Raw genomic sequence first — 24,523 nt, 5'->3', positions numbered from 1 at the left:
TATGCCCAACAAACTTCCATTTAAGCCCATCCTGCCTGTTCCAGACCTTACTTATTGAATTCAGCCATGGTACGTTCAAAAGGATGGTCCAAGCTGTATTCCAAAGCATCACACGTGTCCTCAATCATTCCAGCCAGCATTTCCTTCTCCTTCTTAGGAAAGGTTCCCAGAACGTAGTCCACAATGGCGTATCCAGGCTCAGGGCGGGAAATACCCATACGAACCCGATTAAAGGATTGTGTGCCCGTATGCTGGATAATCGACTTGATTCCGTTATGACCGCCTGCGCTACCTTGATACCGGAGTCTTATTTTGCCAACCTCTGTATCCAGATCATCGTATACCACGACCAAATCATCCATATCCGCCTTGTAATAGTCCATATAAGCACGCAGAGACTCGCCCGAGAGATTCATATAGGTCATCGGCTTGATCAGCACGGTTTTTACTCCACCAATATGTCCTTCTCCAATCAACGCCTTGCATTTGCTTTGGTTAATCTGGATGTTATGACGGGCGGCCAGAGCATCCAGCGCCATAAATCCAACATTATGTCTCGTTTTTTCGTATTGGGGACCGGGATTGCCCAATCCAACAATCCACTTCATAAACCGCGACACCCTCTTTCGAAGTCTTGATTTTTTGGTAAAATAGTTATACTGAACAGGAAGGTGCGTGCTGGTATGCTCAATCAGGGTGATATCCTCTTATATGACAGCCATTTTCTATATCATTTAAAACATTCGGTTCCTGTCCAAGTCTATGACGGGAATGTACATATCCAGATTGGCATCATTGCGCGTTTTAACGAGCATTTTGTCGAAATGGAGGACACGCTATACAATCGTCAGCGCTTCACATTTATATCCAGACCGGGCTTTTAGCCTGACATGCTGATAGGGGTTACCTTTTCCAGTTGGAAGAGGCAACCCCTTTTTTAATGAGCCAGCGCTTATTCGATTTCAAACAGTTTGCTGATTGACAATTCCTCATGCACACGGATAATGGCTTCTCCCATTAATGGGGCCACAGATAATACCTTCAGCTTGCTTGTCGGATTGGGGTGAACGATCGGAATGGTATCCGTCACGACCACCTCTTTTAACGGTGAATTCTCCAGTCTTTCCATAGCAGGCCCGGAGAGCACGGCATGCGTACAGCACGCATACACGTCCGTTACCCCGCCTTCCTTGAGCGCATTCGCGCCCAGCACGATGGTTCCCGCCGTATCAATAATGTCATCAATCAGAATAGCGGTTTTACCCTCAATATTCCCGATGATGTTCATCACTTCACTAACGTTCGGCTCAGGACGACGTTTGTCGATAATAGCCAGCGGGGCATTCAGGAAATCCGCTAACTTCCGCGCACGCACAACACCGCCGTGGTCAGGGGAAACGACAACCGGATTTTCAATCTGCTTCGAACGGAAATACTGGGCCAGAATTGGCGCGCCGAACATGTGATCCACCGGAATATCAAAGAATCCCTGAATTTGCATCGCATGCAAATCCATACTGATTACACGGTGAGCACCCGCTTTTTCAATCAGGTTAGCGACAAGCTTCGCCGTGATCGGATCACGTGAACGTGCTTTCCGATCCTGACGGGCATAGCCGTAATATGGCATAACGACATTAATGCTTTTGGCGGAAGCCCGCTTGAGTGCATCGACCATAACCAGTAACTCCATCAAGTTGTCGTTAACTGGCAGACAAGTCGACTGCACAATGTATACGTGGCAACCGCGCACACTTTCAGACAGCTTGATTTGGATTTCACCGTCACTAAACGATGTGGTATGGGATTCCCCCATTGGAATTCCGATGTAGTCCGCAATCTGGTGGGCCAACTTCGGATTGGAGTTACAAGTAAATATTTTGAGTTTGGAATCGCAATAAGTCATTTATAGAAACCCTCCGTGCTGATTCATTCATTACAGATCCAACAGCTTGCTGATTAAGGTTATTCCGATCTTTTCTTCTTCGCTTTGGCACGCGCGCGGATTTTATCCGCATATCCGGCTTTGTTCTCTTGACGCGGTCTGGCAATGGCCAGATCGTTATCAGGGACAGCATGTGTTACGGTGGAGCCTGCTACGACATAAGCACCTTTTCCGACCTTAATCGGGGCGATCAGGTTCACATTGCTGCCAATAAAGGCATCATCTTCAATTTCTGTAATAGATTTATTATATCCATCATAATTAACCGTTATTGCCCCGCAACCGATATTAACGTTTTTACCCACCTTGGCATCACCGACATAGCTCAAATGAGACACCTTGGAATGATCACCAATAGTCGCATTTTTCACCTCAACAAAATCACCAATCTTCACATGCTCGCCCAGCTTCGCACCCGGACGCAGGTAGGCAAATGGACCCACAGATGTGCTGCTGCCCACTTCAGCTTCGTTCAACACCGAATGTTTCACCGTTGCGCCCGAGTGAATCAGAGTATCCTGAATTTCAGTCTGCGGACCAATCACACAATCTTCGCCGATTTGCGTTTGACCTCGCAGCCACGTGTTCGGGTACAGCATTGTATCGGAACCAATGACAACCTCACTCTCGATGTAGGTAGAGGATGGATCAATGATGGTCACACCGTTCAGCATATGCTTACGCACAATGCGTTCTCGCATGTATCCCTCAGCCACTGATAAAGCGACTCTGTCGTTGACACCGATGGATTCCGACACATCATCTGTTAAATATGCCTCAACCTTCTCGCCTTCGCCATGCAAAATACCAATGACATCTGTCAGGTAGTATTCCTGCTGTGCATTGGTGTTGGTTACTTTGTCCAACGCTGCGAACAGCTTGGCATTATCAAAGCAATACGTTCCCGTGTTGATTTCCCGAACAGCATCTTCCTCAGGTGAGCAATCCTTCTGCTCCACAATCTTGAGCACTGCTCCCGCAGCATCACGGATAACCCGGCCGTATCCCTTAGGGTCGTCCAGCTCAGCGGTCAGAATCGTTGCGGCAGCTCCCCGACTCTCATGTAGCTGCACCAAGCCCTCCAGCGTTTCCGCTGTAATCAAGGGGGTGTCGCCACAGATGACGATGGTCGTACCTTTCTCCTGACCGAGCAAGTCTTTGGCCTGCTTGACAGCATGCCCCGTTCCCAACTGCTCTGCCTGAAGCGCATATTCTGCCGACGGTCCCAAATAAGACTGTACCGCTTCCGCACCGTGACCCACGATCACCACACTGCGGGACACTCCGATTTCACGAACCGTGTCGAGTACATGACCAACCATCGGTTTCCCGCATACCGGATGCAGAACTTTATATAATTTGGATTTCATACGTTTCCCCTGCCCTGCGGCAAGAATGACTGCCAACCTTTCCAACAAGTCCAACCTCCTATCCTGAAAATAACAATTTCCCTTTGGCTAAAACGTTAATTTCCAGATCAGATTTTTGCTTAACTTTTCACAATCCTCCTGAAAAATAACGGCGAACCTTTAGTTAATGGCTATTTTTTCAGGCCAGCTTGTGCTGGACATTCATTCCCGGGACGCATTGCTGCTTGATCCCTGTCTTATGAAAAAGTCGCTTCGGCAGCCCGGATGGCTCCAAGTTGCCTTAAAACTGACTGTTAACTCATTAAAGAATATATCTCATTCCAGACAAAAAGAAAAGAGAGCCACAGTTTGTGGCCCTCTTTTTCTTTTGTACCCCAATCTTGCTTTAGGCGAATTAAGCGCCTTCTTCAATAGCTACTTCTTCATCCACCGCCGCGCGTTCGTACTCAGTCAGTACAGCAACCTGGATCTTCTCCCGGGTTCCTGAAGATATCGGATGAGCGATATCGCGAAACTCTCCGTCCGGAGTGCGTTTGCTAGGCATAGCCACGAACATCCCGTTATTACCGTCGATAACCCGAATGTCATGAACAACAAACTCGTTATCAATCGTAATGGATGCAATCGCCTTCATTCTTCCTTCTGAGTTAACTCGGCGGAGTCTAACATCCGTAATCTGCATGTGTGTTTCACCACCTTTTTCCAAATAGGACTTGGTGTATACATTCCACACAGCATTTCGAATTCCTTCTTTTTTTGGACAAATCGTATCCTAAATTCAGGTAATTTTTTTGAAAAGATTTCTTTTCGACATATTTAGGTATCTTTTGATGAATTGTGACATTTTACTGACCTGTAGATTCATCAAAATAATTCCCCAGCTTGACTGTAATTTGCTTACTTCGAGAATCGACCGCGGTCAGATTCGCCAGTGAAATATAATCGTGCAGCAAGCGCTCTCCATTCTCCACCTCGCCCGATTCTACCAGCACACCTACTCCGGCTACCTCAGCATCAAATTCAGCCAGCAAGTCGACCATGCCCTGAATCGTACCGCCTGCCTTCATAAAATCATCCACGATGAGTACACGTGATTTCTCGCGCATCGCACGTCTGGACAATGACATCGTATGCAGGCTCTTTTGTGATCCTGAGACGTAATTAATACTCACTGCCGAGCCCTCCGTCACCTGATGGTCACGCCGTACGAGGACAACTGGCAAGTTTAGCTGTGCTCCAGTTGCATATGCAAGCGGAATGCCTTTGGTTTCCACCGTCATAACCACATCGATCTGTCTGTTGGCAAATGCAGTAGCGAATATTTTACCCGCCTCATTCATCATCGCCGGTTGGCCCAGCAGATCCGACAGATACAAATACCCTCCGGGTAAGATGCGATCCGGCTGCTCCAACTGGGCACACAGGTCATTCGCAAATGTGAGCGCATGCTGCTTGGACAGTCTTGGGATCAGCTTGACGCCTCCTGCCGCTCCCGCCAACGTCAGAAGCTCACCAATACCTTCATCCTCAAATACTTCCTTGATAATGGCCAGGTCTTCGCTTATAGACGATTTAGCCGCCCCATAACGATCCGCAAAATGCGTAAGAGGCACCAGCGTGTGCGGCCGTGACAGCAAAAATTGTGTCATTTCCACCAATCGTGAGCTTCTTTTAAGTTTTTTCACAACAATTCCTCGCGATCTATTCTTCTCCTGCCGCCCGCTTCGTACAGTAAAAGCACCGGCGGACTGGCCCGGCTGCTGGCGGAATGTAAATGGTATAGTAAAATCCGAATATTTAATAGTAAATATATCATCTTTGTACGTATTTGTACAACAAATACCACTAAAATTAGAAATAAATAACCAAAATCAGGTCAAAAGTCGTACTGCGTATACATCCTTGCAAAATCCTCTGAGTCCGTTAAAGATACGCGGTACTTTGGCTTCCTTCGACACCAGCCCGAACACCGTAGGACCACTGCCTGACATCAGCACCCCATCCGCTCCCAGTCGGATCATGGAGTTTTTAAGATGCTCCACCTCCGGATACAGCTTGAGTGTGACATCCTCCAGTACATTCCCGAGCGCATTACATACATCGGTAAAGGAAGCGTTACGGATCGCTTGCTCCATCTGCCGGGCAGACGGATGATGCATGATCTGATCCGCTTTGACGCGTCCGTACACTTCAGCCGTCGATACATTAATCGGCGGCTTCGCGAGAATCACCCAGCATTGGGGTGGATTCGGAAGTGGCTTAAGCAATTCCCCGCGCCCGCTCGCTAAAGCTGTACCGCCTGTAATACAGAAGGGCACGTCAGAGCCAAGCTCTGCGCCCAGTACTCTTAATTCAGCATCCGAGATGCCAAGCTTCCACAGCTTGTTTAGCCCACGCAGCGCTGCCGCGGCATCACTGCTTCCGCCTGCCAACCCTGCGGCTACCGGAATATGCTTGTCCAAATGGATATGCACGCCCGTAGAGACATCATAACGTTCCTTAATTAGGCGCGCGGCCTGAAAAGCCAAATTTTTCTCATCTAGCGGTATGTACCCGGCTTGGCTTGAAATAATAATCGTATCACGCGGTAGCTCAGACATCGTCAAACGATCAGACAGATCGACCATGGTCATAATCATTTCGACCTCGTGATACCCATCATCCCGCTTACGTAATACATCAAGCATTAAATTGATTTTCGCCGGTGCTTTTTCGTATATTTTCAAGGCGTTCACCCACCTTCAACTTTTCCCTCAAGACAGCTTAACATATTATATCAGACTCAGCCTGTCAAGTCATGAGGTTCAAAAAAGCGGAGATCACCGGTATGAACCAGATATCCCCGCTTTTTCATCAGTTACTATCGAAGCACTAACGATGGCTACGATTTGCGGGAAGCTGCCTGCTCTGCAAGCTGAATGGCCCGCTTAACCATATTGCCCGCATCCTTGGCTTTAATGCCTCCCCAGCCCTCTTCCTTGACCGTATCGTAAAATCCAAGATCCTTAGCCAGCTCATACTTAAGCTCTTCCGACATGACACTTCGTCTTCTTCGACTCATGCATACGCCTCCTTCGGCAGTGGAATAAGGAAGATCATTCCCGCCTTAGTATGCGCAGAGACGCGACGCTTCATCCTGCCCTATAAATACAAAACGGCCTCGTCATTTGAAATGACGAAGCCGCCGTTAAACCTGCAAAGCCGGTATAGATTACATAAAATCAATTAAGGTGTCTCAAAATATTCGACACTTGTATGGGAGTCGGGATCATATACAGTAACTTCCACCGACTCAGTAAGAATGTCAGCATAGCTGTAGGAGACACGTTTGAACGTTTGTTGCTCCTGATCCAGCTTGACGATAAAAACAGAAGGGTACGTTTCTTCCAAGACACCAGTTCGTTCGACGGTCTTACGGCGTCCGCCGTTAGCCCGCAGCAAAATTTTTTGCCCTACATGTGCGTCGAGACTGCGTTTGATTTCCAACAGCGTATTTTTAGCCATTGCCTAACGACCACCTCTTTCCTTGTCCATTATAACGAATTTTAGAGACAATGTCAAATCAAGCTAAATATTATATCAACACGAAAAATAATTTGTCAATTTAATTTTTTGCGAACAGGAATATGCGTATAAAAATGCCAAAAAGCCCCTGTAACCAGAGGCTTTTTATCCACGGAAATCCTATTCAACAGGTTCACACCCTAGATTGCAGAAGGCGTTACTTTAAGAGTCGACAAATTTTCGAGCTTGGGCAGACCGATGCGATAGCTTCCCCGCGTTTCAATACCGCCCACGCCACGGCTGCCGCTGATCGTCTGATGAAACAAGTCACCCATGTTGACTGTATCACGAATCGACGTAAAGGCTGCCTTGGCAGCCACATATACCGGGTCCAGCGCGTGAATCAGAATGCGCCCTGGCGAACTGGCAAAGTTCGCTCCAGCACGCAGCAGCGCTTCAAAATGGGACTGACATGCTCCCGCCACAATCGTCAGTGAATCCAGATGACGCTCATATTGTCTCGCTACCTGGATCGCCGCCACAAAATTTTGCGAATTTTTATAGCTTTTCAGGCTATATAAATCATACGGCTGCGGATGCTTCAATACCCCGTCGTGTCCGGTAATGACTACGATATCCGGGCGAATACGGGGAAGCAGCCGATACAACGTGTCGGCCATTGCTGATTCATGTACATGATGCCCCTCCGCAGGAACGCGGAGTTGCTCATATAGGCTGAGACATTTTCTCAAATAGCCGGCATCCCCATCCAGATGAAGTACCTTGCCGGGCATTTCAAAATACGTCGACTCCACCGGATCACTCCACTCCCCGATCAAAGCCGCCTGACTGCGGGCAGCTTGCTTCTGCCGTGCCTGCTGCAACAGATGGAGAGACTCATCCGCCTTAATATGGGCTTGCCGTGTCTTCCCGCTAATCTGGTCAGCAGGCACCTTGACCAGATCGTTCACGGGGGAATCGGCAAGCAGCCGAAATTCCGTCCCTTTAATGATCACTTTATCCCGCTGGATGTCCTCAACGCGAAACGTGACATCTCCGCCGTACGATTTTCGAACGACCAAGTCTCCTAAAATCATCACACTGTATCACCCCTCCCATATCGTATGGGTGAATGCACAGTTTGGTTCCTTATTCATGCTCTGGAGCTTATGCAAGCAAGCCACAACCGTGCAAAGCGCAGCCAGACGCCCTCTGACTGCTGCTAAGCGGTCGCTTGTGCGTCAGGTTAGGAAATCCCGGCCTTCAGCAGTACCGCGCTCAGACGCGCAAATTCCTCGATACTCAGCGTCTCGCCCCGACGGGAAGGCTCTATGCCTGCCTGAAGCAACAGCGGCTCCAGCGTGTCCCTGTTCTCTTTGGTAAAGAAGCGGCTTTTCAGGTTATTCGAAATGGTCTTGCGACGTTGAGCAAAGGAAGCATGAACGACTTCGAAGAAATGCTGCTCGTCCACCACCTCTACCGGAGGCACTTCCCGCACACGCAGACGGATGACCGCCGATTCTACATTCGGCTGAGGAATAAACACTGTATTCGGTACGATGCAGACCAGTTCAGGTTCGCTGTAATATTGCACTGCAATACTCAAACTGCCGTAATCCTTCGTCCCAGGAGACGCAGCCATACGCTCAGCCACTTCCTTTTGGATCATGACGACGATATTCTCCAGAGGGAGCTTGTCCTCCAACAGCCTCATCAGGATCGGTGTAGTGACGTAGTACGGCAGATTAGCGACGACGCTCACTTTACTGACCCCGGCAAAATCGGAAGCGAATACCTCGCGCAAATCCAGCTTCAGCACATCTCCGTGGCGTACCTTCACATGCTCATAAGGGGCCAGTACCTCTTCGAGAATAGGTAAGAGCCGCTGGTCAATCTCGACAGCAGTAACTACCTTGGCTGATTGCGCCAGCTTCTCGGTCAAAGCGCCAATCCCCGGACCGATCTCAAGTGCACCCTTCGTATCGTCCAATCCCGCAGCATTCACGATCTTGTTCAGAATATTTTGATCAATCAGAAAATTTTGTCCCAAACTCTTTTTGAACGAAAACCCGTGCCGCTGAATAATCTCCTTCGTGCGCCGCGGTGTTGCTATATCTTGAATCCCTGTCATACGGATATCACAATCCTTCACTTTCAATTTGTGCCAGCGCACCGGCAAATTCCTCACGGCTGATCTGGAACACAGCGAGCCGTTTATGTAGCTGCTTACCGTTACAGTAACCAATACCCAGCACATTACCCAAAGCCATACGCCGTGCAGCAGCATTTGGGTGGGTGATAAGTCCGGCGTCAATCAGATCCGCCCAATCGATTAGAGGATCAGCCCCTTCCACCGTCGTATGCACCCGTGCGAGAGCGTGTCTGATCGCTTCAGGCGAGGCATTCTCTACGCCAATATCCCCTTTGCGCGTCGCTTCCGCCTCCGGTATAAAGGCCTGCTTGCAACCGGGCACCTTGGAGGCGATAATTTTGCGGATGCGCTCCCCTGCATGATCGGGATCGGTCAAAATAATGACACCCCGCCGCTCCTGTGCCAACGCAATTTTGCGCAGCGTCATTTTATTGATGGCGGAGCCGCCCGTTTCTATCGTATCCGCCTCGACAGCACGACGAATAGCCACCGTATCATCCCGACCCTCTACCACGATCACTTCCTTGATCATTTGCGTTTCCCTCCACTACTACACAGTAAGCTATATTCATCTTTCCCTGCTTTTGAAAACAAAATAAGAAGAGGATATCCTCTTCTTAGCATGGCATAACTATGATGTTAATAGTATCGCATTGACCCAAACATATACAACACGTTTTTAGTTAATTTCAGGCTTCACGGGTCCAATCACATATACGGTTTTTCCGTGCTTCCGACCAAACTGATTGGCTTGACTCAAACTCTCATAATACACATCGATTTTGTGGCCTTTAATCGCGCCACCGGTATCCTCCGCACGGCGGAAGCCCACCCCTTCAATATACACCCACCAGCCGATTGGAATCACACTTGGATCGACAGCAATGGTGCGCCCTTCCGTGACACGCGTGCCGGATGCGGTACGTGTACCGATACCTGACTCCTGTGAGGAATACGCCGTCATGGAGACGTTTTGTAATACTTTACTGTATTTGAAATTCACACCTGATTTACGGACAGCATTGCCCGAACTAACCCGTGTTGCCTTAACGGCATCTTCGGGACCGACGGAAGCAGCCAGAACGACCGGTTTTTTCTTCGTTCCTACCGCAATCACCTTATCCACACGATTTTGCGCGACTTCCTTGTTTACCAGTTGCTTGGATACCAATTTTCCGTCATGGTATACCTTTTGAACATGCTGGACCACAACACCCGTTTTACCGCTTTGGATGACCCGATTATCGCCTTTATAGAGACTCGGATCGGCCGTTTTGATGACCTGATAAGGCACCTGTTGCTTCTGTTCGACCTGCTGTTTCTTCACACGGACGATTTTTATATCCATGTTAGACGAAACAGAGGCATCCAGAGCAGGGTAAACTTTATCATTTGACGATAATTTATAGCCCGAGGTGCGAATGGCACCCTCTACTGTATTTTCTGTTGTGTACAGCTTCTTCGTTTCATTGGCTGAAGATACTTTGACCTGATTGGCACGTTTGATAACTACGCGATCCCCATCCTGAACTGCTCCGTTCAGCGGCATCGAAACCGTATCATGCGGCTGAAGTGAAATCGAATGCTCTTTGAGCAAATCTTGGAGCTTGGATTCCCGGGTTTCTACCGCAGATGCCTTACCGTCGATGACAAAAAAGACCTGTTTTTTAGATTGAGTGTACACCAGAATTGAAATCATAATCGTTAGTGCGATTAGAAAAATAGCAACCAAGGCAGCCTGGCGCACATTTTCTTGCTTCCAACGCAATACGTAAGACATGCTGGATGAGCGTGACTCATGGGTCTCCTCTTTTTGGAAAATGCCCATTTCCTCCGTCCTCCTTACATAGCCCGCCGTCTGGAGTAAGACATAGTTGAGATTGACGTGACTATAACAGATTTTCTACAAGACAAGCCCGTACTGCGGCTGTCCTGCACCATGTACCCGTCTTCGCGGCATGCTGTCCTCCCCTGTTTAATCACAGTATGATGACAGATTTTCTTTTATTCACAACAAAAAAAGCCAGAGAAAGAGACTAGAGAGCTCTTTCGTGGCTTCCGACATGTGCGAATATGCGGAAAAATCATGCACGAGATGGCTTCTCTCTTGTTACGCTTACGGGGTTAGCTGTCGGGTTCGGACGTAGAGAGACGCCCTAGCTTGGGTCAACCGCTCATGGCGGTCGCCTTCACATTCACCCCGAAGACCCAGAAAGAAATCGAAATACGGCCCCTCCACCTGTTCAATCCCATCCGGGAAAAGAATCTAGGTCGAGCCGGCTGGCGGAAGAGACGTTCCCTTCTTGCCCATACACCGGACGTACTGTAAGCCATATCGGTTCCCCCGTTCCCTGTAAAAGGGACTCAGCGAGACTGGTTCATGAAATGAGCTGTTGGTGTTTACATTCAAACAACAATTCACTGAAAAGATGATATCCTGTTTCTATGCATGTTGTAAAGCAGGTTTCAAGTACATTTTCTAAAATATTCGGTTAAAATATTGTAATATTCTCGAGTTTCCTGCAACAAATTCATGATTAGCTTCGTCTATCTCATTATTTTGATTGATTTCTTCACTTTTTTACTTAATGTCAAATCGTTCCAAGGCATTTTGGGTCGTTATTGACACTAATTCCTCCACCGCTATTCCCTTGATTTGGGCAGCCGCCTCTGCGACCAGTCCCACATGTGCGGACTCATTTCGCTTCCCGCGGAACGGATGGGGCGTCAGGTAGGGAGCGTCCGTTTCAATGAGCAGACGGTCCAGCGGTACCTGTGCCAGTACCTCCTTTGGCTGCTTGGCATTTTTGAACGTTATCGGCCCGCCAAAGGAGAGGTGAAAGCCCATATCCAGCACCATTTTAGCCGTCTCCCAGCTCCCGGAAAAGGAGTGCATCACTCCTCCTACCTCACTCGCTTTTTCTTCACGCAAAATCTTAACAATATCTTCATGCGCATCCCGGTTATGGATGACAATAGGCATGTTCAGCTCACGAGCCAGTCCAATCTGGTTGCGTAACACCCGATGCTGTACATCCTTCGGTGATGTGTCCCAATAATAATCCAGACCAATCTCCCCGATCGCCACGACTTTCTTATGACTGCATAACGATGCAATCCATTCCAGATCGCCTTCCTGCATCGTGATCGCATCCTGTGGATGCCATCCAATTGCCGCATAAATAAAATCATACGTTTCGGCCAATTTCATGGTAGACGGAATGGTCTCACGGTTAAATCCGATATTAATCATTCGGGTCACTCCCGATTCGACAGCGCGTGCTATAACTTCTTCGCGGTCTTCGTCAAATTGCGGCGCATCCAAATGAGTGTGAGTGTCGAATAAATTCAAAGTTTTTCGTCTCCTTTATTACTTTATTTGGCATATAATTGTCTATTGTTTGACAAAATAATTCATTATTTCGGCAGGAAGCTTGTCCTTTACCCCATCCAATTTGTTTTGGGGATAGTACATGTGATATTTACCCCGATGAATGCCGCTAATGGAGCGTACAATTTCCGACACTTCGGAAATTTCTCTCACTTCTCCTTTACGTCCCAGCAGTAAAATCTGGTTGTCCGTCGAGCCACCCTGCCGAAACACATCATAAGGAAGATCCGTCGGAAAATCAATTTCCAGATCATATTCCGGGTGCAAACCAACCAGCTCCAGCGCTGTCCTAATGTTGTCAATGGTATCTGTATCCATATTTTCGATCTCTACATATTTATACAGCTTGCGATCCATAAAACGGGTACTCAAATCACTTAAAATCTCGTCCTTTTCCCGTTTCCACTGACTGAACACTGTCTGAATCAAAGACTCATCGAGCATCAAATATTGTTCCACCGTAAGCTCTCCCCGAAAGAGGTCTGGCAATGGCTCCAGCAGAAAACTAAACTCATATCCGTTTCTAAATAGCTCCTTCGCCCGCTTGAAGATTTTACGTAATAAAATTTCCGAGCTGCGCGTTACAGGGTGAAAATAAATTTGCCAATACATCTGATAGCGCGACATCAGATAATCCTCTACAGCATGCATGCCTGACTCCTTCACAACAATTCTTCCATTATGAGGACGCAGTAGCCGTAAAATACGATCCAGATCTATGGTGCCATAATTGACGCCTGTTGAGTGCGCATCCCGCAGCAAATAATCCATACGGTCCGCATCCAGTGGGCTTGTGACCAGGTTTACGACAATCGGCTTGTCGTACGTTTTGGCAATTACCGCAGCCACCTTCGCAGGAAGCTCCTCATCGACTTGCCGCAGCACAGCGTTAATTTCCGTATTCCCCAATACAATCCGGCATGTCCAATCCTCGTGGTTCATATGAAAGGCTTCTTCTATAGAATGGGAAAACGGGCCATGCCCCACATCGTGCAACAAAGCTGCACACAGCGCGACTAAACTTTCTTCCTTCGGCCAATCGGAAAATTCATCGCGTTCAAATTGGGAAATAATACGCCGTGTAATTTCGTACACACCTAGCGAATGCGAAAATCGACTATGCTCCGCTCCATGAAACGTAAGATAAGATGTACCCAACTGCCGAATACGACGCAAGCGTTGGAACTCTGGAGTATTGATTAAACGCCATATCACTGTATCCTGAACATGGATATAGTTATGTACCGGGTCCTTAAAAACTTTTTCTTCACTGAGTGGCTGGTGCAAGATATCAACTCCTTTAATATTCTGAATAATGGATTAAGATACAATAAAATCCTAAACGATTCCCTTCATTCGACATTGTTTGTCGTAATATGTCGAATTATAGATTTTCGGCATTTCCAAATCGACAAATGACTTAAATCATCAATAAAATAAGGTAATACACATGCATCATGCTTTTTATTCTAAATACTTTTGCATAATTAATCTGTTAGCACAATTTTAAGGTTGACTGTTTTGGGAATCGTTGGTATAGTAAATATCAGAAAAGAGAAAAATTTGTCGAATCATGACACTTATATTATTTTAAACGGCGAGAGGAGCCTGATTTATTATGATGAAATCCACTGGTATTGTAAGAAAAGTTGACGAGCTCGGACGTGTTGTTATTCCAATCGAATTGCGCCGCACATTGGGTATTGGCGAAAAAGACGCTTTGGAAATTTATGTTGATGGTGAACGCATTATGCTCAAAAAATACGAGCCTGCTTGTATCTTCTGCGGCAACGCCGAGAACGTAATTTACTTCAAAGGGAAAATTGTTTGCCAAGATTGCATCTCGGAAATTCCAACACCTGTGACAAACTAAGATTTTTAGTATATAATAGACTTATAAGAGATTGTTAATTCTAACCTTTTTCATATATACTCCTTGTTGCCTTCCGCGGTTTGAACCCAACCGCTGGAAGGCCCTTTTTTTGTTTCGGGAAGTTTTCATAAAAGAGCGTTATATACATCCCTTTTGGAAATGGAGCGGTCGGTAGCTGTACGCTTCATAGCGTCCTTGCGTGTCAGCCCTTCTGTCTCATAATGCGCAACGTGGGCCTCCAAAGATAAGGACTGCCACCATGCCTGTCGCTCCTCTTCCTCTTCTGCTTCGTTTTTCCCTTCAACTACCAGGCAATATTCGCCGAGCGGTGGATGCTCCTCCAGCCTGGCAAGGCATTGCTCCGCCGTTCCTCGTACCCATTCCTCATGCAGCTTGGTCAACTCACGTGCAAGCACCACTCTGCGTTCCCCCAGTGTTTCCTTCAATACCGTCAACGTCCGTGCAATACGATGAGGCGATTCATAAAACAGGATCGTGCCGTGAGATACCTGAAATGACTGTAGCAGCTTCTCCAGATCCTTTTTCTCCCGCGGAGGGAATCCGGCAAAAGTAAATCTTTCCGTATCCAGTCCGGAACCAATTAAAGCTGACAATGCTGCGTTCGCCCCAGGAATAGGAATAACGCTAATTCCCGCTTCCAGCGCCAGCTTGACCAGATCCGAACCCGGGTCCGAAATGGCCGGCAGACCTGCATCGCTAACCAATGCTAAATTTTTTCCTTCTATTATATAACGTATCAGCTCAGGCCCACTGGCAGCTTTATTATGTTCATGATAGCTGAATAGCATTTCCGGCGTAATGTCAAAATGTGTGAGTAGTTTGCGCGTCTGCCGCGTGTCCTCCGCCGCTATAATACTGCACGATTTTAAGGTGTTAATCGCCCTAAAGGTCATATCATCCAGATTACCAATCGGTGTCGCAACGAGATACAGCTTACCCCGTTCTTCTCCGCTGGTTATAAAACTTTTTTGCACCGCTGCCTTCACAATAAATCCCCCTTGCTTACTTCTCCATAGATATCCCTTATTTCCTGAGTATAATTCCCATTCTCCTGATATACAATGAGCGGGGGCAACAGACGAACCTCCGGCTTACCATCACATAGCGCCTCGATGAGCACCATATTCGCCTCCATATGAGCTCGTGGGTGGACAAACCGAATCCGTTTTGGCTCCAATCTGTTGGCACGCATCAGTGTTATAATCTCACCCAGCCGCTGCGGACGATGAACCATCGACACTTTTCCACCATTACGGACAAGCCGTGTACACGCCTGAATGACCTCTTCCAGTGTACAATGCACCTCATGGCGCGCAATCGCCTGATGAGGGTTTAGCTTGATATCACTGCCGTTTAGCGGCATATAGGGGGGATTTACCGTAATTGCATCATACACACCATGTCCCGTGATTTGAACCAGCTCACGCAGATCCCCTTCCCGAATCTGAATCGCTGCCTCCAGTCCATTTAGGCTGACGCTGCGTCTAGCCATATCAGCCAAACGCGGTTGAATCTCAATTCCTTCAATAGCCGCTTTAGTTCGTGTCGTTAGCAGCAGGGGGACGACCCCGTTGCCTGTACACAGATCCAAAATCCTTCCACGCTGCGGAATACCGGCAAACCGTGCCAGCAAAACCGCATCCATGGAAAAGCTGAACACCTCATCACTTTGGATAATACGCAAATTATGTGACAATAGATCGTCAATTCGTTCAGACTTCTGTTCATTTTCGTACATAGCGGTCTCCCATCCTTTTACCCCAAATCGTTCTGAAACCATACTTCCTTACAAAAAAGCCGTAGGCACCTTGCTCCTACGGCTTGTTTTTATTTATTCAAAAATGACAGACAGAAAAGGCAATCGCCTTCCGTTCGCAAATGTCCGTAATACACGTTGCATATATGAAATCCTTCATGATACAGCCTTGCCAGATTGTCGTGGCCTTCGCCCACAACCTCACCCGTTTCCTCTTCATCCTTAATGACGATCGGAGGAGAAAGTTTCGGCCTTTTTTCCGTCTTTTCTTCTCTGGAGGTTTCACGTTTGAGCATCTTGCGCACCTGTTCGTTTTCAATCGTTAGTCGTTGATTTTCCTCCAGCAGCTCTTTTACTGCCAGTTTCAATTCACCCAGATCGCTATGCAACTGTCCCATTTGGGTTTCCATTTCGTGAATACGCGCAAAAACATTTAATTTATCCAAGTTTCCACCCCGAAGCAACCTAATGGTTTACTTGACGACTACATCGTCCATTGGAAGTTCCTTGACCTTGCTAATCTCAAACAGTTGAACATGCACTGTACGATGGCCAGCATTTACGCCTACAACTTTGCCTTCTCCGAGAGAGGTGACGACCATCTTGCCAACCTGCGGCAATTCTTCCTTCATACTCTCGTAGTTATCATGTTCGAACTTGAGGCAGCACATCAATCTTCCACACAACCCGGAAATCTTCGTCGGATTCAGCGACAAGCTCTGATCCTTCGCCATCTTAATGGACACCGGTTCAAAATCTCCCAGCCATGAAGAGCAACACAGGATACGTCCGCAAGGACCGATCCCGCCCAGCATTTTAGCCTCATCCCGTACTCCGATCTGCCGCAGCTCAATCCGTGTACGAAAAATACTGGCTAAATCCTTTACAAGCTCCCGAAAATCCACACGGCCCTCTGCCGTAAAATAAAAAATGATCTTATTGCGGTCAAATGTAAATTCCACATCTACCAGCTTCATTTTAAGGCCATGGTCTTTGATTTTATTTAAACACGTACCGAATGCATCCTTGGCCGCCAGTTTATTCTCTTCTACAACAAGAGCATCATCATCTCCGGCAATACGGATGACCTTCTTTAAGGGCAGGACAACGTCCGAATCATTTACTTCTTTTTTGCCCACCACAACCTTGCCATATTCAATACCGCGTGCGGTTTCTACAATAACGCAGTTTTCTTTCTCCACCGGAAGGTCCAGTGGATCAAAATAATAAGTCTTGCCCGCCTTCTTGAAACGGACACCCACTACACTATACAAAAATTAACCCCCTTGTATGCCACTAAACCTCATTTGAAGCCGACATGTACGAATGGCCGCAATTGAAGTCTCACTGTCGCACAAACCGGGAACCTGGCGTCGCGGATTGTGCAGAGTGGAACAAGCGCGCCTTTCTGTTAGCCGGTGATGGAACCGCTTGTATCGGACAACCCAATCAGAAGCTGCTCTACGCACAATTGACCATTGACGTGAAAACGGAGCTTCTTCCTGCAATTCGCGGCCAAATCCATATAAGAGACCCATTGTTCTGTGCTGCGGGTGATTGCCAATTTGGAGACGGACTCCAAATGATCTATGAAAACAATGCTTTCGTGCCTTCCGTAACGGAAATGAAGCATATCCTTGAACCACAAATGAAACAGATGAAACAGAATATCCAGGTGTTCAGAAAGTCCAGTTTTAAAAATCTTCTGTTGAGCGAGAATAATGGACGAGCTTCCCCGGCTCATGGACTCCTTCACTAATTGTAACACTACGTTTCTAATTTCTGCAAACCAATTCTGCTGGAGAATTTCTCTACATGATTCCAGTCCCGAGGCAATATGAACCGCCGACCGGACAAGTCCTGCCGTATAGCCTTCCCCGATCAAGGCCTGCATCATTACTTCAGGCTGTAAAGCATGAAAAGGAACCTGCTGCGTCCTTGATTGGATCGTGGGCAGCAATGCCTGTCCATTTTCCGAAATGAGTATGCCCACCACAGGCACCTGAGGCTCCTCCAAAAATTTAAGCAGGCTGTTTGCAGCTTGCACTGTCATGGTATCCGCCTGCTGGATAATATATACCTTCGGATTGGTGCTTTCCGATTTATAAGAGAATATGCGCTGAAGCCCGCGAATCTGGTCAATTTTGATCGTAGCTCCATCCGGCTCTACGATAAACAGATCCGGGTGATTGCCGTGCTCTACCTTACGGCAGGACAGACACTCGCCACATGCATCATCCGTCATTCGTTCACAAAATAATGCCTTGGCAAAGGTCTGCGCCATCTTCATCTGCCCGCTTCCCGGCGGCCCGCTAAATACATAGGCATGGTTGACCGCCTCATTCCGAAGTGCGCTTTGCAGCATTTTTTTAGCTATCTCCTGCCCCATTATATTTTGGAAAGACATATTTCCTCACCTTCTCTCCTGAAAGCAACTGTTATCTATCAGCTAATAGTTGTCCTTCAGGGCAGCTTCGCTGCTATTTTTCCATATTTCCAACCGTTGCCTAACTGAATATAGTCAAAAATAATCTGCCAGCATCATCAGCAAGCAGATTATTCCTTCGTGGCGACAGCCCGTTTGTATTCGTTTATGGCAGAAGTCTACATTTAAAACGAGAGATTAATCAGCAGCCCTCTAATTTCACCGACTCCTTGCAAAAGCTCAATCTTGCCTTGCTCAGTTTCGAGCAGATCATCTGCCATCTTGAGCAACAGCTCATCCACTTCATCAATCAGCTTATACCGCTTGCTGCGTCCCCGGCGATCCCAGCCCTTTGTGTCCTTCATCGACACGCCGCGCCGAACCGTATCCTCCAGAAACCGTTTAACCAGCATTTTATAAGCCTTCAGCTCACGAATCGTCATCGAGCGTACCAGACGGTCTCCCTGCATCTGAATTTCCTTGAAGCGACGGCTTAGTTCCTCCTGCGAAGCCTGCTGCCCATTTTGCTGCATAACATCGGAAAAGCTCTTGGACTGGATCGGCTTCGTATTCATTTCATTGGTAGATAACGTACTCTGTAAAGGGCGATAGCCCGGATTTATTTTCATATAAACCTGCTTTCCCCCCGAATACTTCCGCTTATTCCCTTCATAAACAGTTCAACATGGAACTGAGGGAATTCAGCGGCCTTCCAGGGACCGCGCCTTGGCGCTACCGTTATAGTGGGTCTGTTCCTCATTCCCATGATACGGGCAAGAAACAGGTAATTCCCCTATCATATCGGCAGAATAGGTCCTATTGTGTAGATTCAGAAGTGCTCAAAACGGTCTACAGGCATCACGAACACCGTCGCTCCGCCCACCTGTACTTCAACAGGCAAAGGCAGATAGGAGTCAGTCGTACCGCTCATAGGGGTAACGGGTGTGACCAGCTGTTCACGTACCTTGCAACTGCTGCGAATGACATTCATCAACGAGTCCACCTGATTGTCATCGACACCGATCATAAATGTCGTATTCCCTGCTCGCAAAAATCCGCCTGTACTCGCCAGCTTGGTAGCACGGAAATTAGCTTTCACCAGTCCGCTGGATAATCTGTTACTATCCTTATCCTGCACAATCGCAATAATCAGCTTCATCCTGTATTCCTCCTTCAAGCCATATTAGGAACAAACTAGTCCCTAGCTCAATTTTACCGTATATCCTTCGACAATTACATGCTAAAGTTTTGAATAAACCGCTTTTTCAGCAAATCCTTCAAAACTTGCTCTACCTGCTCCGGTGCGGGAGATGCATCCACAATCGTAATTCGCTCCGGAAATTTGTGGGCCAGCTCCAGATACGCCTCACGTACCTTATAGTGAAAGGATATACTCTCCATATCGAGGCGATCCATTTCCTCTCCCCGGGACGCATTAATTCTGGCCAATCCCAACTCAGGTTCGATATCCAGATAAAATGTAGCATCAGGCTCCCAATCATCCACCGCAAAACGATTAATCAAAGCCACTTCCTCAATTCCAATGCCTCTCGCAAATCCCTGATAGACCAAGCTGCTATCCACAAAACGATCACATAATACGATAGCTCCCTTTTCAATAGCCGGCTTTACCTTCTCCACCAGATGCTGACGCCGGGCTGCCGCATATAGAAGCGCCTCTGTCCGGGCATCCATACTTGTATGGGCAGGGTCCAAAATGATAGAGCGGATCTTTTCCGAAATTTCGATACCACCCGGTTCTCTCGTCGTAATAACTGGATAGCCTTCTTCCTCCATAAACTTAGCCAGTCGTTGGATCATCGTTGTTTTACCGGAGCCGTCTCCCCCCTCCAGCGTAATAAAAATTCCTTTGCGATTCATGCCATTCCCTGCTTTCCAGCCTAAAAATAAGAGTCACCTACAGGCTCGTATGCTTCTTTTATTCAGTCTTCTTAGTTGGTTAAGTCTCTAACATCTAATCTTTATTTTAAACGGAATACCCGAATTGTAAGCAACCTTTCATCTGCTGCCCCTTGCCATTTGGCTCCCAGCTCACGGAGACGTCTCATTCGTTTAGCTATTGATTCCGTGATTGTTTCTCCTGCGTATAACAGTGGAATACCTGGAGGGTACGGGATAATCATTTCCGCAGCCACCCTACCAGCGGAGTCCTCCACAGCTACTACCTCCATCTGATCCGGTTTAACCGGTTGAAGCCCAAACTGCACCGGACTAGAATAAACCATCGTACCATCATTGTTCCACGTGGAAAAATCTAAATCCAGTCCACATTGCTCCTTCTGCATAGAACCCGGCCCACCAGCCGTCTCCTTAAACCGTATATCATTATTTATATGCACAAGAGCCTGCAACAGGTGCTTAGCATCTTTAAGCGTCGAGCCTAGCGTAAACAATAAAACAACATGTTTTTCGTCACTCATCTCCGGAATACAGCCGTACGCTTCCAACTCACGCTTTAAGCCAAACCCATCCAGTACACCAAATGTATCATATAGCACCATTTTAAAAGGGTCATGGGTCGAATATCCGTACGCTTCTCTCTCATCCCTCTCCAAGCGCTCAGAAATGCCCTCTTGGGCCCCATTCTCCTGATGTGCTAGCTGAATAGGCTCTACGAGTCGAAAGCGTGGAAGCTGCTTCAGGCCTTTTCTAAAAGCATCTGCTGCCACCAAACCTTCCGTAAAGGCATTCGCTCCATGAACCGCAATATGCCGCCTTGCCAAATCCAGAGAAGCCATTAGCGGGTATGAAGGGCTGGAGCTTTGCACCATAGCCAACCGCTGACGAAGCAGCTCCCGGTTAATCCGTCCTCCCTGCACGTGTAGCATGGCCCCCATAGTCATGGCTGATAGCATCTTATGTGTTGACTGGACGACCACATCAGCCCCACAGGACAAAGCAGAAGCCGGCAATCGGGGATGCAGCCCGTAATGGGCACCATGCGCCTCATCCACCAACAAGGGCACATGAGCCGCATGACAGGCTTTAGCCGTCGCTGTCAGATCATGTCCCATCCCGTAGTAGTTAGGCAGCGTAATCAGCACCCCTTTGGCGGAAGGATAGGCTTCTAATGCGGTCTGTATCAAACTCGCCGATGGAGCAACCGCAAGTCCGCTGGTCGTATCTATCTCCGGCTCCAAGAACACCGCAGCAGCACCGGACAGCATAAGACCATTTAGAACTGACTTGTGTACATTTCTCTGTACCAGCAGCAAATCCCCCGGTTCCGTACACACGGTCAAAATCATTGCCAAATTACCAACCGTACTTCCCCCAATCAGCCAAAAGCTTTCCTCTGCACCAAAGCACATCGCCGACAGCTCCTGACCCTCACGGATCACATCCTCTGGATGATGCAAATCGTCCAGTCCGGTAATTTCGGTCACATCAATAGACATTACTTCTTTCAAGAGAGATGCCATATCTTCATTTTCATATACTTGTCCATTTTTGTGACCAGGCACATGATAAGAAGCATTGTCCTTAGCCCGGTAACGTAATAAAGCTTCCATTAATGGTGCGTGTGAAGCCTTTTTCCCCATCATTCTGCAACCCTTCCGAAACAAAGCTTTATATCTACCCTATTTTATCGTAAAATCAAGCGGAATCCTACTTTTACCCACAGAAAAAAAAGCCCGTACCGACAGGCCCTGGAATACTAACCCTTTAAAGACTAGCTGACAAAGGATATTATGCATTTTTCTGTACCCAAATTTGCTTTAGTTGATCAATAAAAAAATGATATTTGGCGTCTGTCGCATCCGTGCGCACCATTTCAGCCTCACACGCATCACAGATAAACTCGGAAACGATAAAGATGCCTTCATGCTTGTGTTGTCCGCATATAATGCAGCGGTGGCCGCCTTGATCATGCATATCCATCCCACCCTTGTATCTTTTACTATTAGTATGGGGCACTTTCTACTATTTTAAACCTTTTCATAGCTCAGATTGACAATATACTCTATATATATTCCATGTGAGCCCTTATGGTGTTTGTACCCCATAGGTTTAAAAAACAGCCGTCTATGCCGATATAATAAGAAAAGCTCCTACATATGGATACCCTTTCTTGGAGCCGTTGCATACTTCATTCGTAATAGCTTTTCCCTGTAATTATAGAAGAGGTTGGCTAACATGAGAAGCCGATCATTCTATAGCCTAACCCAAGCGATTTAGTACTTGTCAAAGCGGCATAAGCGCAGTACTGTCCCTTTTTCCGGCTGGGGCGGTCGAGAAGCCACTTGTGATGCAGTAGATTAATGAAAGGACTGTTTGCATGACAGAGGAAACCGGAACCAAAGCTACCTACTATCACTACAAGCTCATTAAAAAAATCAGTATTCCGCGTCAGCTGATATGGAGTCACATCTCGTTGCCTGTTATTATGCTTCTTTTCCTGCTACTTGCCTTTTCATGGACCAGCCTGTTTTTGTTTGCTTTAGCTTTTTTCTTGACCTTATGGGTACACTTCGTGATCTCCCGATCTGTACTGTTCATAAGCAAAACGGCCTTCCGCAAGCGCTGGGCATTTCACCGCAAGCTGCCTTGGCTGGGCTATATGACAGACCAGTACATAGGCTACGGCCTCTTTCGCCGTGTGCATATACATACGCTATGGATCGGCATCTGCTTGTCCGCTGTATTCATTCTCTGGTCTCCGCCAGCCTTTACTGTATCCTTGCTCTTTTGGCATCTGTGGCTTATTGCGCCGCGCCTATACATCCTAAGCCGTCTTACAGGCGAAAGGAAAGACGGCATGTTGAAGTTCACCGACGAAGATGCCTCGTATTATCAACAATAGACTAGCTATTCTCTATCCGTATAGATAGAAGCCTATACCCGATCTGGCATATACCCAATGACTAGAACCGCATATTAAAAAAAGGAGCAACCACATAAGGTTGTTCCTTTTTATGTCCCTCATCCACCGACACTACCCTCTAATACTCTCGTTGGATTGTCTAACCCTTATTCTTTATCCTACCCTTAAGCTCCGAGCCAATCTGATAGGCCAATATAAAAAAGGAAGCCCCATCTACTTAACAGCAGTTTTGAGTGCTTCCTGATATCCAGCTTTATTATTCATTATACACAGCATCTATCTGCTACATTTGAGGTCGTCTGTGACATACTTAAACCAACCCCCTATGTCCGCAACCCCTGTATCCAGCGGGGAACCGTAACATCATTAATTAAGGTCCACACTTTTGCTTTTCGCAGCAGCTTTACCATCTTTCGGGACCAATACAGTAAAAGAACCATCATGCACAGATAAGTGCACCATATGTTTATTTTTCAGGAATACTTTCTGATTAAAGGTCGATAGATTCGGTTCTTCCGTCCAGCCCCAGGCTGCAATTTCCTCCAGATAGGGGGCTGGCAAGCTATCACTTTCCTTCAAAGCCGGTAAAGCATAGCGTACATAGTCCATATCCGAGTTGCTGCTGGCCCGATCGGTTTTACTCGCTTCTTTAGGGACCGGAAACGTTTTTTCATTCGCTGCCCCCTCAAACGATGTCCAAGAAGGCTCCTCTGTCCCGCACCCGGTAAGAATCGCGACAGCGACACTGAATAGCACCAAAAGAGCAAGCCATTTATTCCGCCGCATGATCTTCCCTCCTTACCAGCTTGATTCACTATACAAACCCTATTCGAGAATTTGCATAATTCTGCAAGAACGCAGCGCGTGTATATGGGATTCAGTACCTATATTATACCGGGTTTCCTCTAACATTCCGTAACAAAAATGTTACCTTCTTTTTGTAAGAACATTTCTAAAATATACGTGCCAAAAAAAGGACCACATCTCAAGGAGATCATGGTCCTTCTTACTTCTGCTTGGCGACGTCCTACTCTCCCAGGACCCTGCGGTCCAAGTACCATCGGCGCTGGAGGGCTTAACGGTCGTGTTCGGGATGGGTACGTGTGGAACCCCTCCGCTATCGCCACCAAACATGAATTTGCTGTGCAAATTCTACCGTATGGTTATCCGGTTCATCACATATTGTGTGAATGAATAGCCATGCGCTTGTCGTATGTATCTTCTACATACCTTCAAGGTG

The 24,523-nt window shown here is 47.3% G+C and carries 28 protein-coding genes, 1 rRNA gene and 1 riboswitch; of the genes, 3 read left to right on the top strand and 26 right to left on the bottom strand.

The genetic code is table 11. The features are described 5' to 3' along the window. Positions 1-47: 47 nt before the first annotated feature. The gene (gene pth / locus AC0WRU_RS00200) at positions 48-608 is read right to left on the bottom strand and encodes an aminoacyl-tRNA hydrolase (protein ID WP_025682475.1); all 561 of its coding nucleotides are present in this window, start codon (positions 606-608) and stop codon (positions 48-50) included. 75 nt (positions 609-683) lie between these two features. Between pth and AC0WRU_RS00195 the strand changes: the two genes are divergently transcribed. Next, positions 684-884, top strand: a complete 201-nt coding sequence (locus tag AC0WRU_RS00195) for a hypothetical protein (RefSeq protein WP_025682474.1) — start codon at positions 684-686, stop codon at positions 882-884. Between the two features lie 68 nt (positions 885-952). Here AC0WRU_RS00195 and AC0WRU_RS00190 read toward each other — a convergent pair whose 3' ends face one another. The 13 genes from AC0WRU_RS00190 to AC0WRU_RS00130 form a co-directional block, all read right to left on the bottom strand. After that, positions 953-1,906 (bottom strand): ribose-phosphate diphosphokinase, encoded by a 954-nt coding sequence (locus tag AC0WRU_RS00190; protein WP_025682473.1) that lies wholly within the window; start codon positions 1,904-1,906, stop codon positions 953-955. Positions 1,907-1,965: 59 nt separating this feature from the next. Next, positions 1,966-3,363: a bifunctional UDP-N-acetylglucosamine diphosphorylase/glucosamine-1-phosphate N-acetyltransferase GlmU gene (gene glmU / locus AC0WRU_RS00185; RefSeq protein WP_476126780.1), complete on the bottom strand. Its 1,398-nt coding sequence runs from the start codon at positions 3,361-3,363 to the stop codon at positions 1,966-1,968. 346 nt (positions 3,364-3,709) lie between these two features. After that, entirely contained in the window at positions 3,710-3,997 is a 288-nt protein-coding gene (gene spoVG / locus AC0WRU_RS00180) for a septation regulator SpoVG (RefSeq protein ID WP_025682471.1), read from the bottom strand. Positions 3,998-4,160: 163 nt separating this feature from the next. Then, the gene (gene purR, locus AC0WRU_RS00175; RefSeq protein WP_044646033.1) at positions 4,161-5,000 is read right to left on the bottom strand and encodes a pur operon repressor; all 840 of its coding nucleotides are present in this window, start codon (positions 4,998-5,000) and stop codon (positions 4,161-4,163) included. Between the two features lie 186 nt (positions 5,001-5,186). Next, entirely contained in the window at positions 5,187-6,041 is an 855-nt protein-coding gene (gene ispE / locus AC0WRU_RS00170) for a 4-(cytidine 5'-diphospho)-2-C-methyl-D-erythritol kinase (protein ID WP_476126779.1), read from the bottom strand. A 155-nt stretch (positions 6,042-6,196) separates the two neighbouring features. Continuing rightward, on the bottom strand, positions 6,197-6,376 hold the full coding sequence (locus AC0WRU_RS00165; protein WP_007428013.1) for a small, acid-soluble spore protein, alpha/beta type: 180 nt from the start codon (positions 6,374-6,376) through the stop codon (positions 6,197-6,199). A gap of 164 nt (positions 6,377-6,540) precedes the next feature. Then, positions 6,541-6,819 carry a biofilm formation stimulator Veg gene (veg, locus tag AC0WRU_RS00160; protein ID WP_476126778.1) on the bottom strand — a complete coding sequence of 93 codons (279 nt, stop codon included), beginning with the start codon at positions 6,817-6,819 and terminating at the stop codon, positions 6,541-6,543. A gap of 200 nt (positions 6,820-7,019) precedes the next feature. After that, positions 7,020-7,916, bottom strand: a complete 897-nt coding sequence (yabG, locus tag AC0WRU_RS00155; protein ID WP_476128519.1) for a sporulation peptidase YabG — start codon at positions 7,914-7,916, stop codon at positions 7,020-7,022. A 149-nt stretch (positions 7,917-8,065) separates the two neighbouring features. Beyond that, on the bottom strand, positions 8,066-8,950 hold the full coding sequence (rsmA, locus tag AC0WRU_RS00150) for a 16S rRNA (adenine(1518)-N(6)/adenine(1519)-N(6))-dimethyltransferase RsmA (protein ID WP_476128518.1): 885 nt from the start codon (positions 8,948-8,950) through the stop codon (positions 8,066-8,068). Between the two features lie 7 nt (positions 8,951-8,957). Next, positions 8,958-9,503 carry a ribonuclease M5 gene (gene rnmV / locus AC0WRU_RS00145; RefSeq protein ID WP_014279030.1) on the bottom strand — a complete coding sequence of 182 codons (546 nt, stop codon included), beginning with the start codon at positions 9,501-9,503 and terminating at the stop codon, positions 8,958-8,960. 147 nt (positions 9,504-9,650) lie between these two features. Next, positions 9,651-10,799 carry a G5 domain-containing protein gene (locus AC0WRU_RS00140; protein WP_476126777.1) on the bottom strand — a complete coding sequence of 383 codons (1,149 nt, stop codon included), beginning with the start codon at positions 10,797-10,799 and terminating at the stop codon, positions 9,651-9,653. Between the two features lie 269 nt (positions 10,800-11,068). Further along, positions 11,069-11,351, bottom strand: a riboswitch (cyclic di-AMP (ydaO/yuaA leader). A 201-nt stretch (positions 11,352-11,552) separates the two neighbouring features. Then, positions 11,553-12,323 (bottom strand): TatD family hydrolase, encoded by a 771-nt coding sequence (locus AC0WRU_RS00135; RefSeq protein WP_149096299.1) that lies wholly within the window; start codon positions 12,321-12,323, stop codon positions 11,553-11,555. A gap of 42 nt (positions 12,324-12,365) precedes the next feature. Continuing rightward, complete coding sequence (locus tag AC0WRU_RS00130; RefSeq protein WP_476126776.1) at positions 12,366-13,649, bottom strand: HD domain-containing protein; 1,284 nt, start codon at positions 13,647-13,649, stop codon at positions 12,366-12,368. Positions 13,650-13,980: 331 nt separating this feature from the next. Between AC0WRU_RS00130 and AC0WRU_RS00125 the strand changes: the two genes are divergently transcribed. Continuing rightward, complete coding sequence (locus AC0WRU_RS00125; RefSeq protein WP_007428005.1) at positions 13,981-14,235, top strand: AbrB/MazE/SpoVT family DNA-binding domain-containing protein; 255 nt, start codon at positions 13,981-13,983, stop codon at positions 14,233-14,235. Positions 14,236-14,360: 125 nt separating this feature from the next. Here the strand turns inward: AC0WRU_RS00125 and rsmI are convergent, their stop codons facing one another. The 10 genes from rsmI to AC0WRU_RS00075 form a co-directional block, all read right to left on the bottom strand. Then, the gene (gene rsmI / locus AC0WRU_RS00120; RefSeq protein WP_476126775.1) at positions 14,361-15,242 is read right to left on the bottom strand and encodes a 16S rRNA (cytidine(1402)-2'-O)-methyltransferase; all 882 of its coding nucleotides are present in this window, start codon (positions 15,240-15,242) and stop codon (positions 14,361-14,363) included. Continuing rightward, positions 15,239-15,994: a tRNA1(Val) (adenine(37)-N6)-methyltransferase gene (locus AC0WRU_RS00115; protein WP_476126774.1), complete on the bottom strand. Its 756-nt coding sequence runs from the start codon at positions 15,992-15,994 to the stop codon at positions 15,239-15,241. Before AC0WRU_RS00115 ends, rsmI begins: the two co-directional genes overlap by 4 nt. 89 nt (positions 15,995-16,083) lie before the next feature. Continuing rightward, positions 16,084-16,458 carry a DNA replication initiation control protein YabA gene (gene yabA / locus AC0WRU_RS00110; protein ID WP_476126772.1) on the bottom strand — a complete coding sequence of 125 codons (375 nt, stop codon included), beginning with the start codon at positions 16,456-16,458 and terminating at the stop codon, positions 16,084-16,086. Between the two features lie 27 nt (positions 16,459-16,485). Beyond that, positions 16,486-17,286 carry a PSP1 domain-containing protein gene (locus AC0WRU_RS00105; RefSeq protein WP_014279023.1) on the bottom strand — a complete coding sequence of 267 codons (801 nt, stop codon included), beginning with the start codon at positions 17,284-17,286 and terminating at the stop codon, positions 16,486-16,488. A 137-nt stretch (positions 17,287-17,423) separates the two neighbouring features. Next, positions 17,424-18,419 carry a DNA polymerase III subunit delta' gene (gene holB, locus AC0WRU_RS00100; protein WP_476126771.1) on the bottom strand — a complete coding sequence of 332 codons (996 nt, stop codon included), beginning with the start codon at positions 18,417-18,419 and terminating at the stop codon, positions 17,424-17,426. A 203-nt stretch (positions 18,420-18,622) separates the two neighbouring features. Then, positions 18,623-19,066 (bottom strand): YaaR family protein, encoded by a 444-nt coding sequence (locus tag AC0WRU_RS00095; protein WP_025682460.1) that lies wholly within the window; start codon positions 19,064-19,066, stop codon positions 18,623-18,625. A gap of 200 nt (positions 19,067-19,266) precedes the next feature. Then, the gene (locus tag AC0WRU_RS00090) at positions 19,267-19,596 is read right to left on the bottom strand and encodes a cyclic-di-AMP receptor (protein ID WP_007427998.1); all 330 of its coding nucleotides are present in this window, start codon (positions 19,594-19,596) and stop codon (positions 19,267-19,269) included. 74 nt (positions 19,597-19,670) lie between these two features. Then, a complete protein-coding gene (gene tmk, locus AC0WRU_RS00085) occupies positions 19,671-20,318 on the bottom strand; it encodes a dTMP kinase (RefSeq protein WP_476126770.1) in 648 nt (215 codons plus the stop codon). A 101-nt stretch (positions 20,319-20,419) separates the two neighbouring features. Further along, entirely contained in the window at positions 20,420-22,003 is a 1,584-nt protein-coding gene (locus AC0WRU_RS00080) for an aminotransferase class I/II-fold pyridoxal phosphate-dependent enzyme (protein ID WP_476126769.1), read from the bottom strand. A 145-nt stretch (positions 22,004-22,148) separates the two neighbouring features. Further along, positions 22,149-22,334, bottom strand: a complete 186-nt coding sequence (locus AC0WRU_RS00075) for a sigma factor G inhibitor Gin (protein ID WP_025682457.1) — start codon at positions 22,332-22,334, stop codon at positions 22,149-22,151. A 403-nt stretch (positions 22,335-22,737) separates the two neighbouring features. Between AC0WRU_RS00075 and AC0WRU_RS00070 the strand changes: the two genes are divergently transcribed. After that, on the top strand, positions 22,738-23,262 hold the full coding sequence (locus AC0WRU_RS00070) for a hypothetical protein (RefSeq protein WP_025682456.1): 525 nt from the start codon (positions 22,738-22,740) through the stop codon (positions 23,260-23,262). A 387-nt stretch (positions 23,263-23,649) separates the two neighbouring features. Here the strand turns inward: AC0WRU_RS00070 and AC0WRU_RS00065 are convergent, their stop codons facing one another. Continuing rightward, positions 23,650-24,069: a hypothetical protein gene (locus AC0WRU_RS00065; RefSeq protein ID WP_025682455.1), complete on the bottom strand. Its 420-nt coding sequence runs from the start codon at positions 24,067-24,069 to the stop codon at positions 23,650-23,652. A 228-nt stretch (positions 24,070-24,297) separates the two neighbouring features. Next, positions 24,298-24,414, bottom strand: a 5S ribosomal RNA gene (gene rrf / locus AC0WRU_RS00060). Between the last annotated feature and the right edge of the window lie 109 nt (positions 24,415-24,523).

The sequence above is a fragment of the Paenibacillus sp. 1-8 genome (assembly GCF_056316205.1).
Note: the sequence above shows the minus strand (reverse complement) of the source record. Positions and strands in the feature narration are given on the sequence as shown.

What these genes read in the sequence shown, in the direction of transcription:
- pth (WP_025682475.1), bottom strand. Translation starts at nt 608, where the DNA reads ATGAAGTGGATTGTTGGATTGGGCAATCCCGGTCCCCAATACGAAAAA.
- AC0WRU_RS00195 (WP_025682474.1), top strand. Translation starts at nt 684, where the DNA reads ATGCTCAATCAGGGTGATATCCTCTTATATGACAGCCATTTTCTATAT.
- AC0WRU_RS00190 (WP_025682473.1), bottom strand. Translation starts at nt 1,906, where the DNA reads ATGACTTATTGCGATTCCAAACTCAAAATATTTACTTGTAACTCCAAT.
- spoVG (WP_025682471.1), bottom strand. Translation starts at nt 3,997, where the DNA reads ATGCAGATTACGGATGTTAGACTCCGCCGAGTTAACTCAGAAGGAAGA.
- AC0WRU_RS00165 (WP_007428013.1), bottom strand. Translation starts at nt 6,376, where the DNA reads ATGAGTCGAAGAAGACGAAGTGTCATGTCGGAAGAGCTTAAGTATGAG.
- veg (WP_476126778.1), bottom strand. Translation starts at nt 6,819, where the DNA reads ATGGCTAAAAATACGCTGTTGGAAATCAAACGCAGTCTCGACGCACAT.
- yabG (WP_476128519.1), bottom strand. Translation starts at nt 7,916, where the DNA reads ATGATTTTAGGAGACTTGGTCGTTCGAAAATCGTACGGCGGAGATGTC.
- rsmA (WP_476128518.1), bottom strand. Translation starts at nt 8,950, where the DNA reads ATGACAGGGATTCAAGATATAGCAACACCGCGGCGCACGAAGGAGATT.
- rnmV (WP_014279030.1), bottom strand. Translation starts at nt 9,503, where the DNA reads ATGATCAAGGAAGTGATCGTGGTAGAGGGTCGGGATGATACGGTGGCT.
- AC0WRU_RS00140 (WP_476126777.1), bottom strand. Translation starts at nt 10,799, where the DNA reads ATGGGCATTTTCCAAAAAGAGGAGACCCATGAGTCACGCTCATCCAGC.
- AC0WRU_RS00125 (WP_007428005.1), top strand. Translation starts at nt 13,981, where the DNA reads ATGATGAAATCCACTGGTATTGTAAGAAAAGTTGACGAGCTCGGACGT.
- AC0WRU_RS00115 (WP_476126774.1), bottom strand. Translation starts at nt 15,994, where the DNA reads ATGTACGAAAATGAACAGAAGTCTGAACGAATTGACGATCTATTGTCA.
- holB (WP_476126771.1), bottom strand. Translation starts at nt 18,419, where the DNA reads ATGTCTTTCCAAAATATAATGGGGCAGGAGATAGCTAAAAAAATGCTG.
- AC0WRU_RS00095 (WP_025682460.1), bottom strand. Translation starts at nt 19,066, where the DNA reads ATGAAAATAAATCCGGGCTATCGCCCTTTACAGAGTACGTTATCTACC.
- AC0WRU_RS00090 (WP_007427998.1), bottom strand. Translation starts at nt 19,596, where the DNA reads ATGAAGCTGATTATTGCGATTGTGCAGGATAAGGATAGTAACAGATTA.
- tmk (WP_476126770.1), bottom strand. Translation starts at nt 20,318, where the DNA reads ATGAATCGCAAAGGAATTTTTATTACGCTGGAGGGGGGAGACGGCTCC.
- AC0WRU_RS00080 (WP_476126769.1), bottom strand. Translation starts at nt 22,003, where the DNA reads ATGATGGGGAAAAAGGCTTCACACGCACCATTAATGGAAGCTTTATTA.
- AC0WRU_RS00075 (WP_025682457.1), bottom strand. Translation starts at nt 22,334, where the DNA reads ATGCATGATCAAGGCGGCCACCGCTGCATTATATGCGGACAACACAAG.
- AC0WRU_RS00070 (WP_025682456.1), top strand. Translation starts at nt 22,738, where the DNA reads ATGACAGAGGAAACCGGAACCAAAGCTACCTACTATCACTACAAGCTC.
- AC0WRU_RS00065 (WP_025682455.1), bottom strand. Translation starts at nt 24,069, where the DNA reads ATGCGGCGGAATAAATGGCTTGCTCTTTTGGTGCTATTCAGTGTCGCT.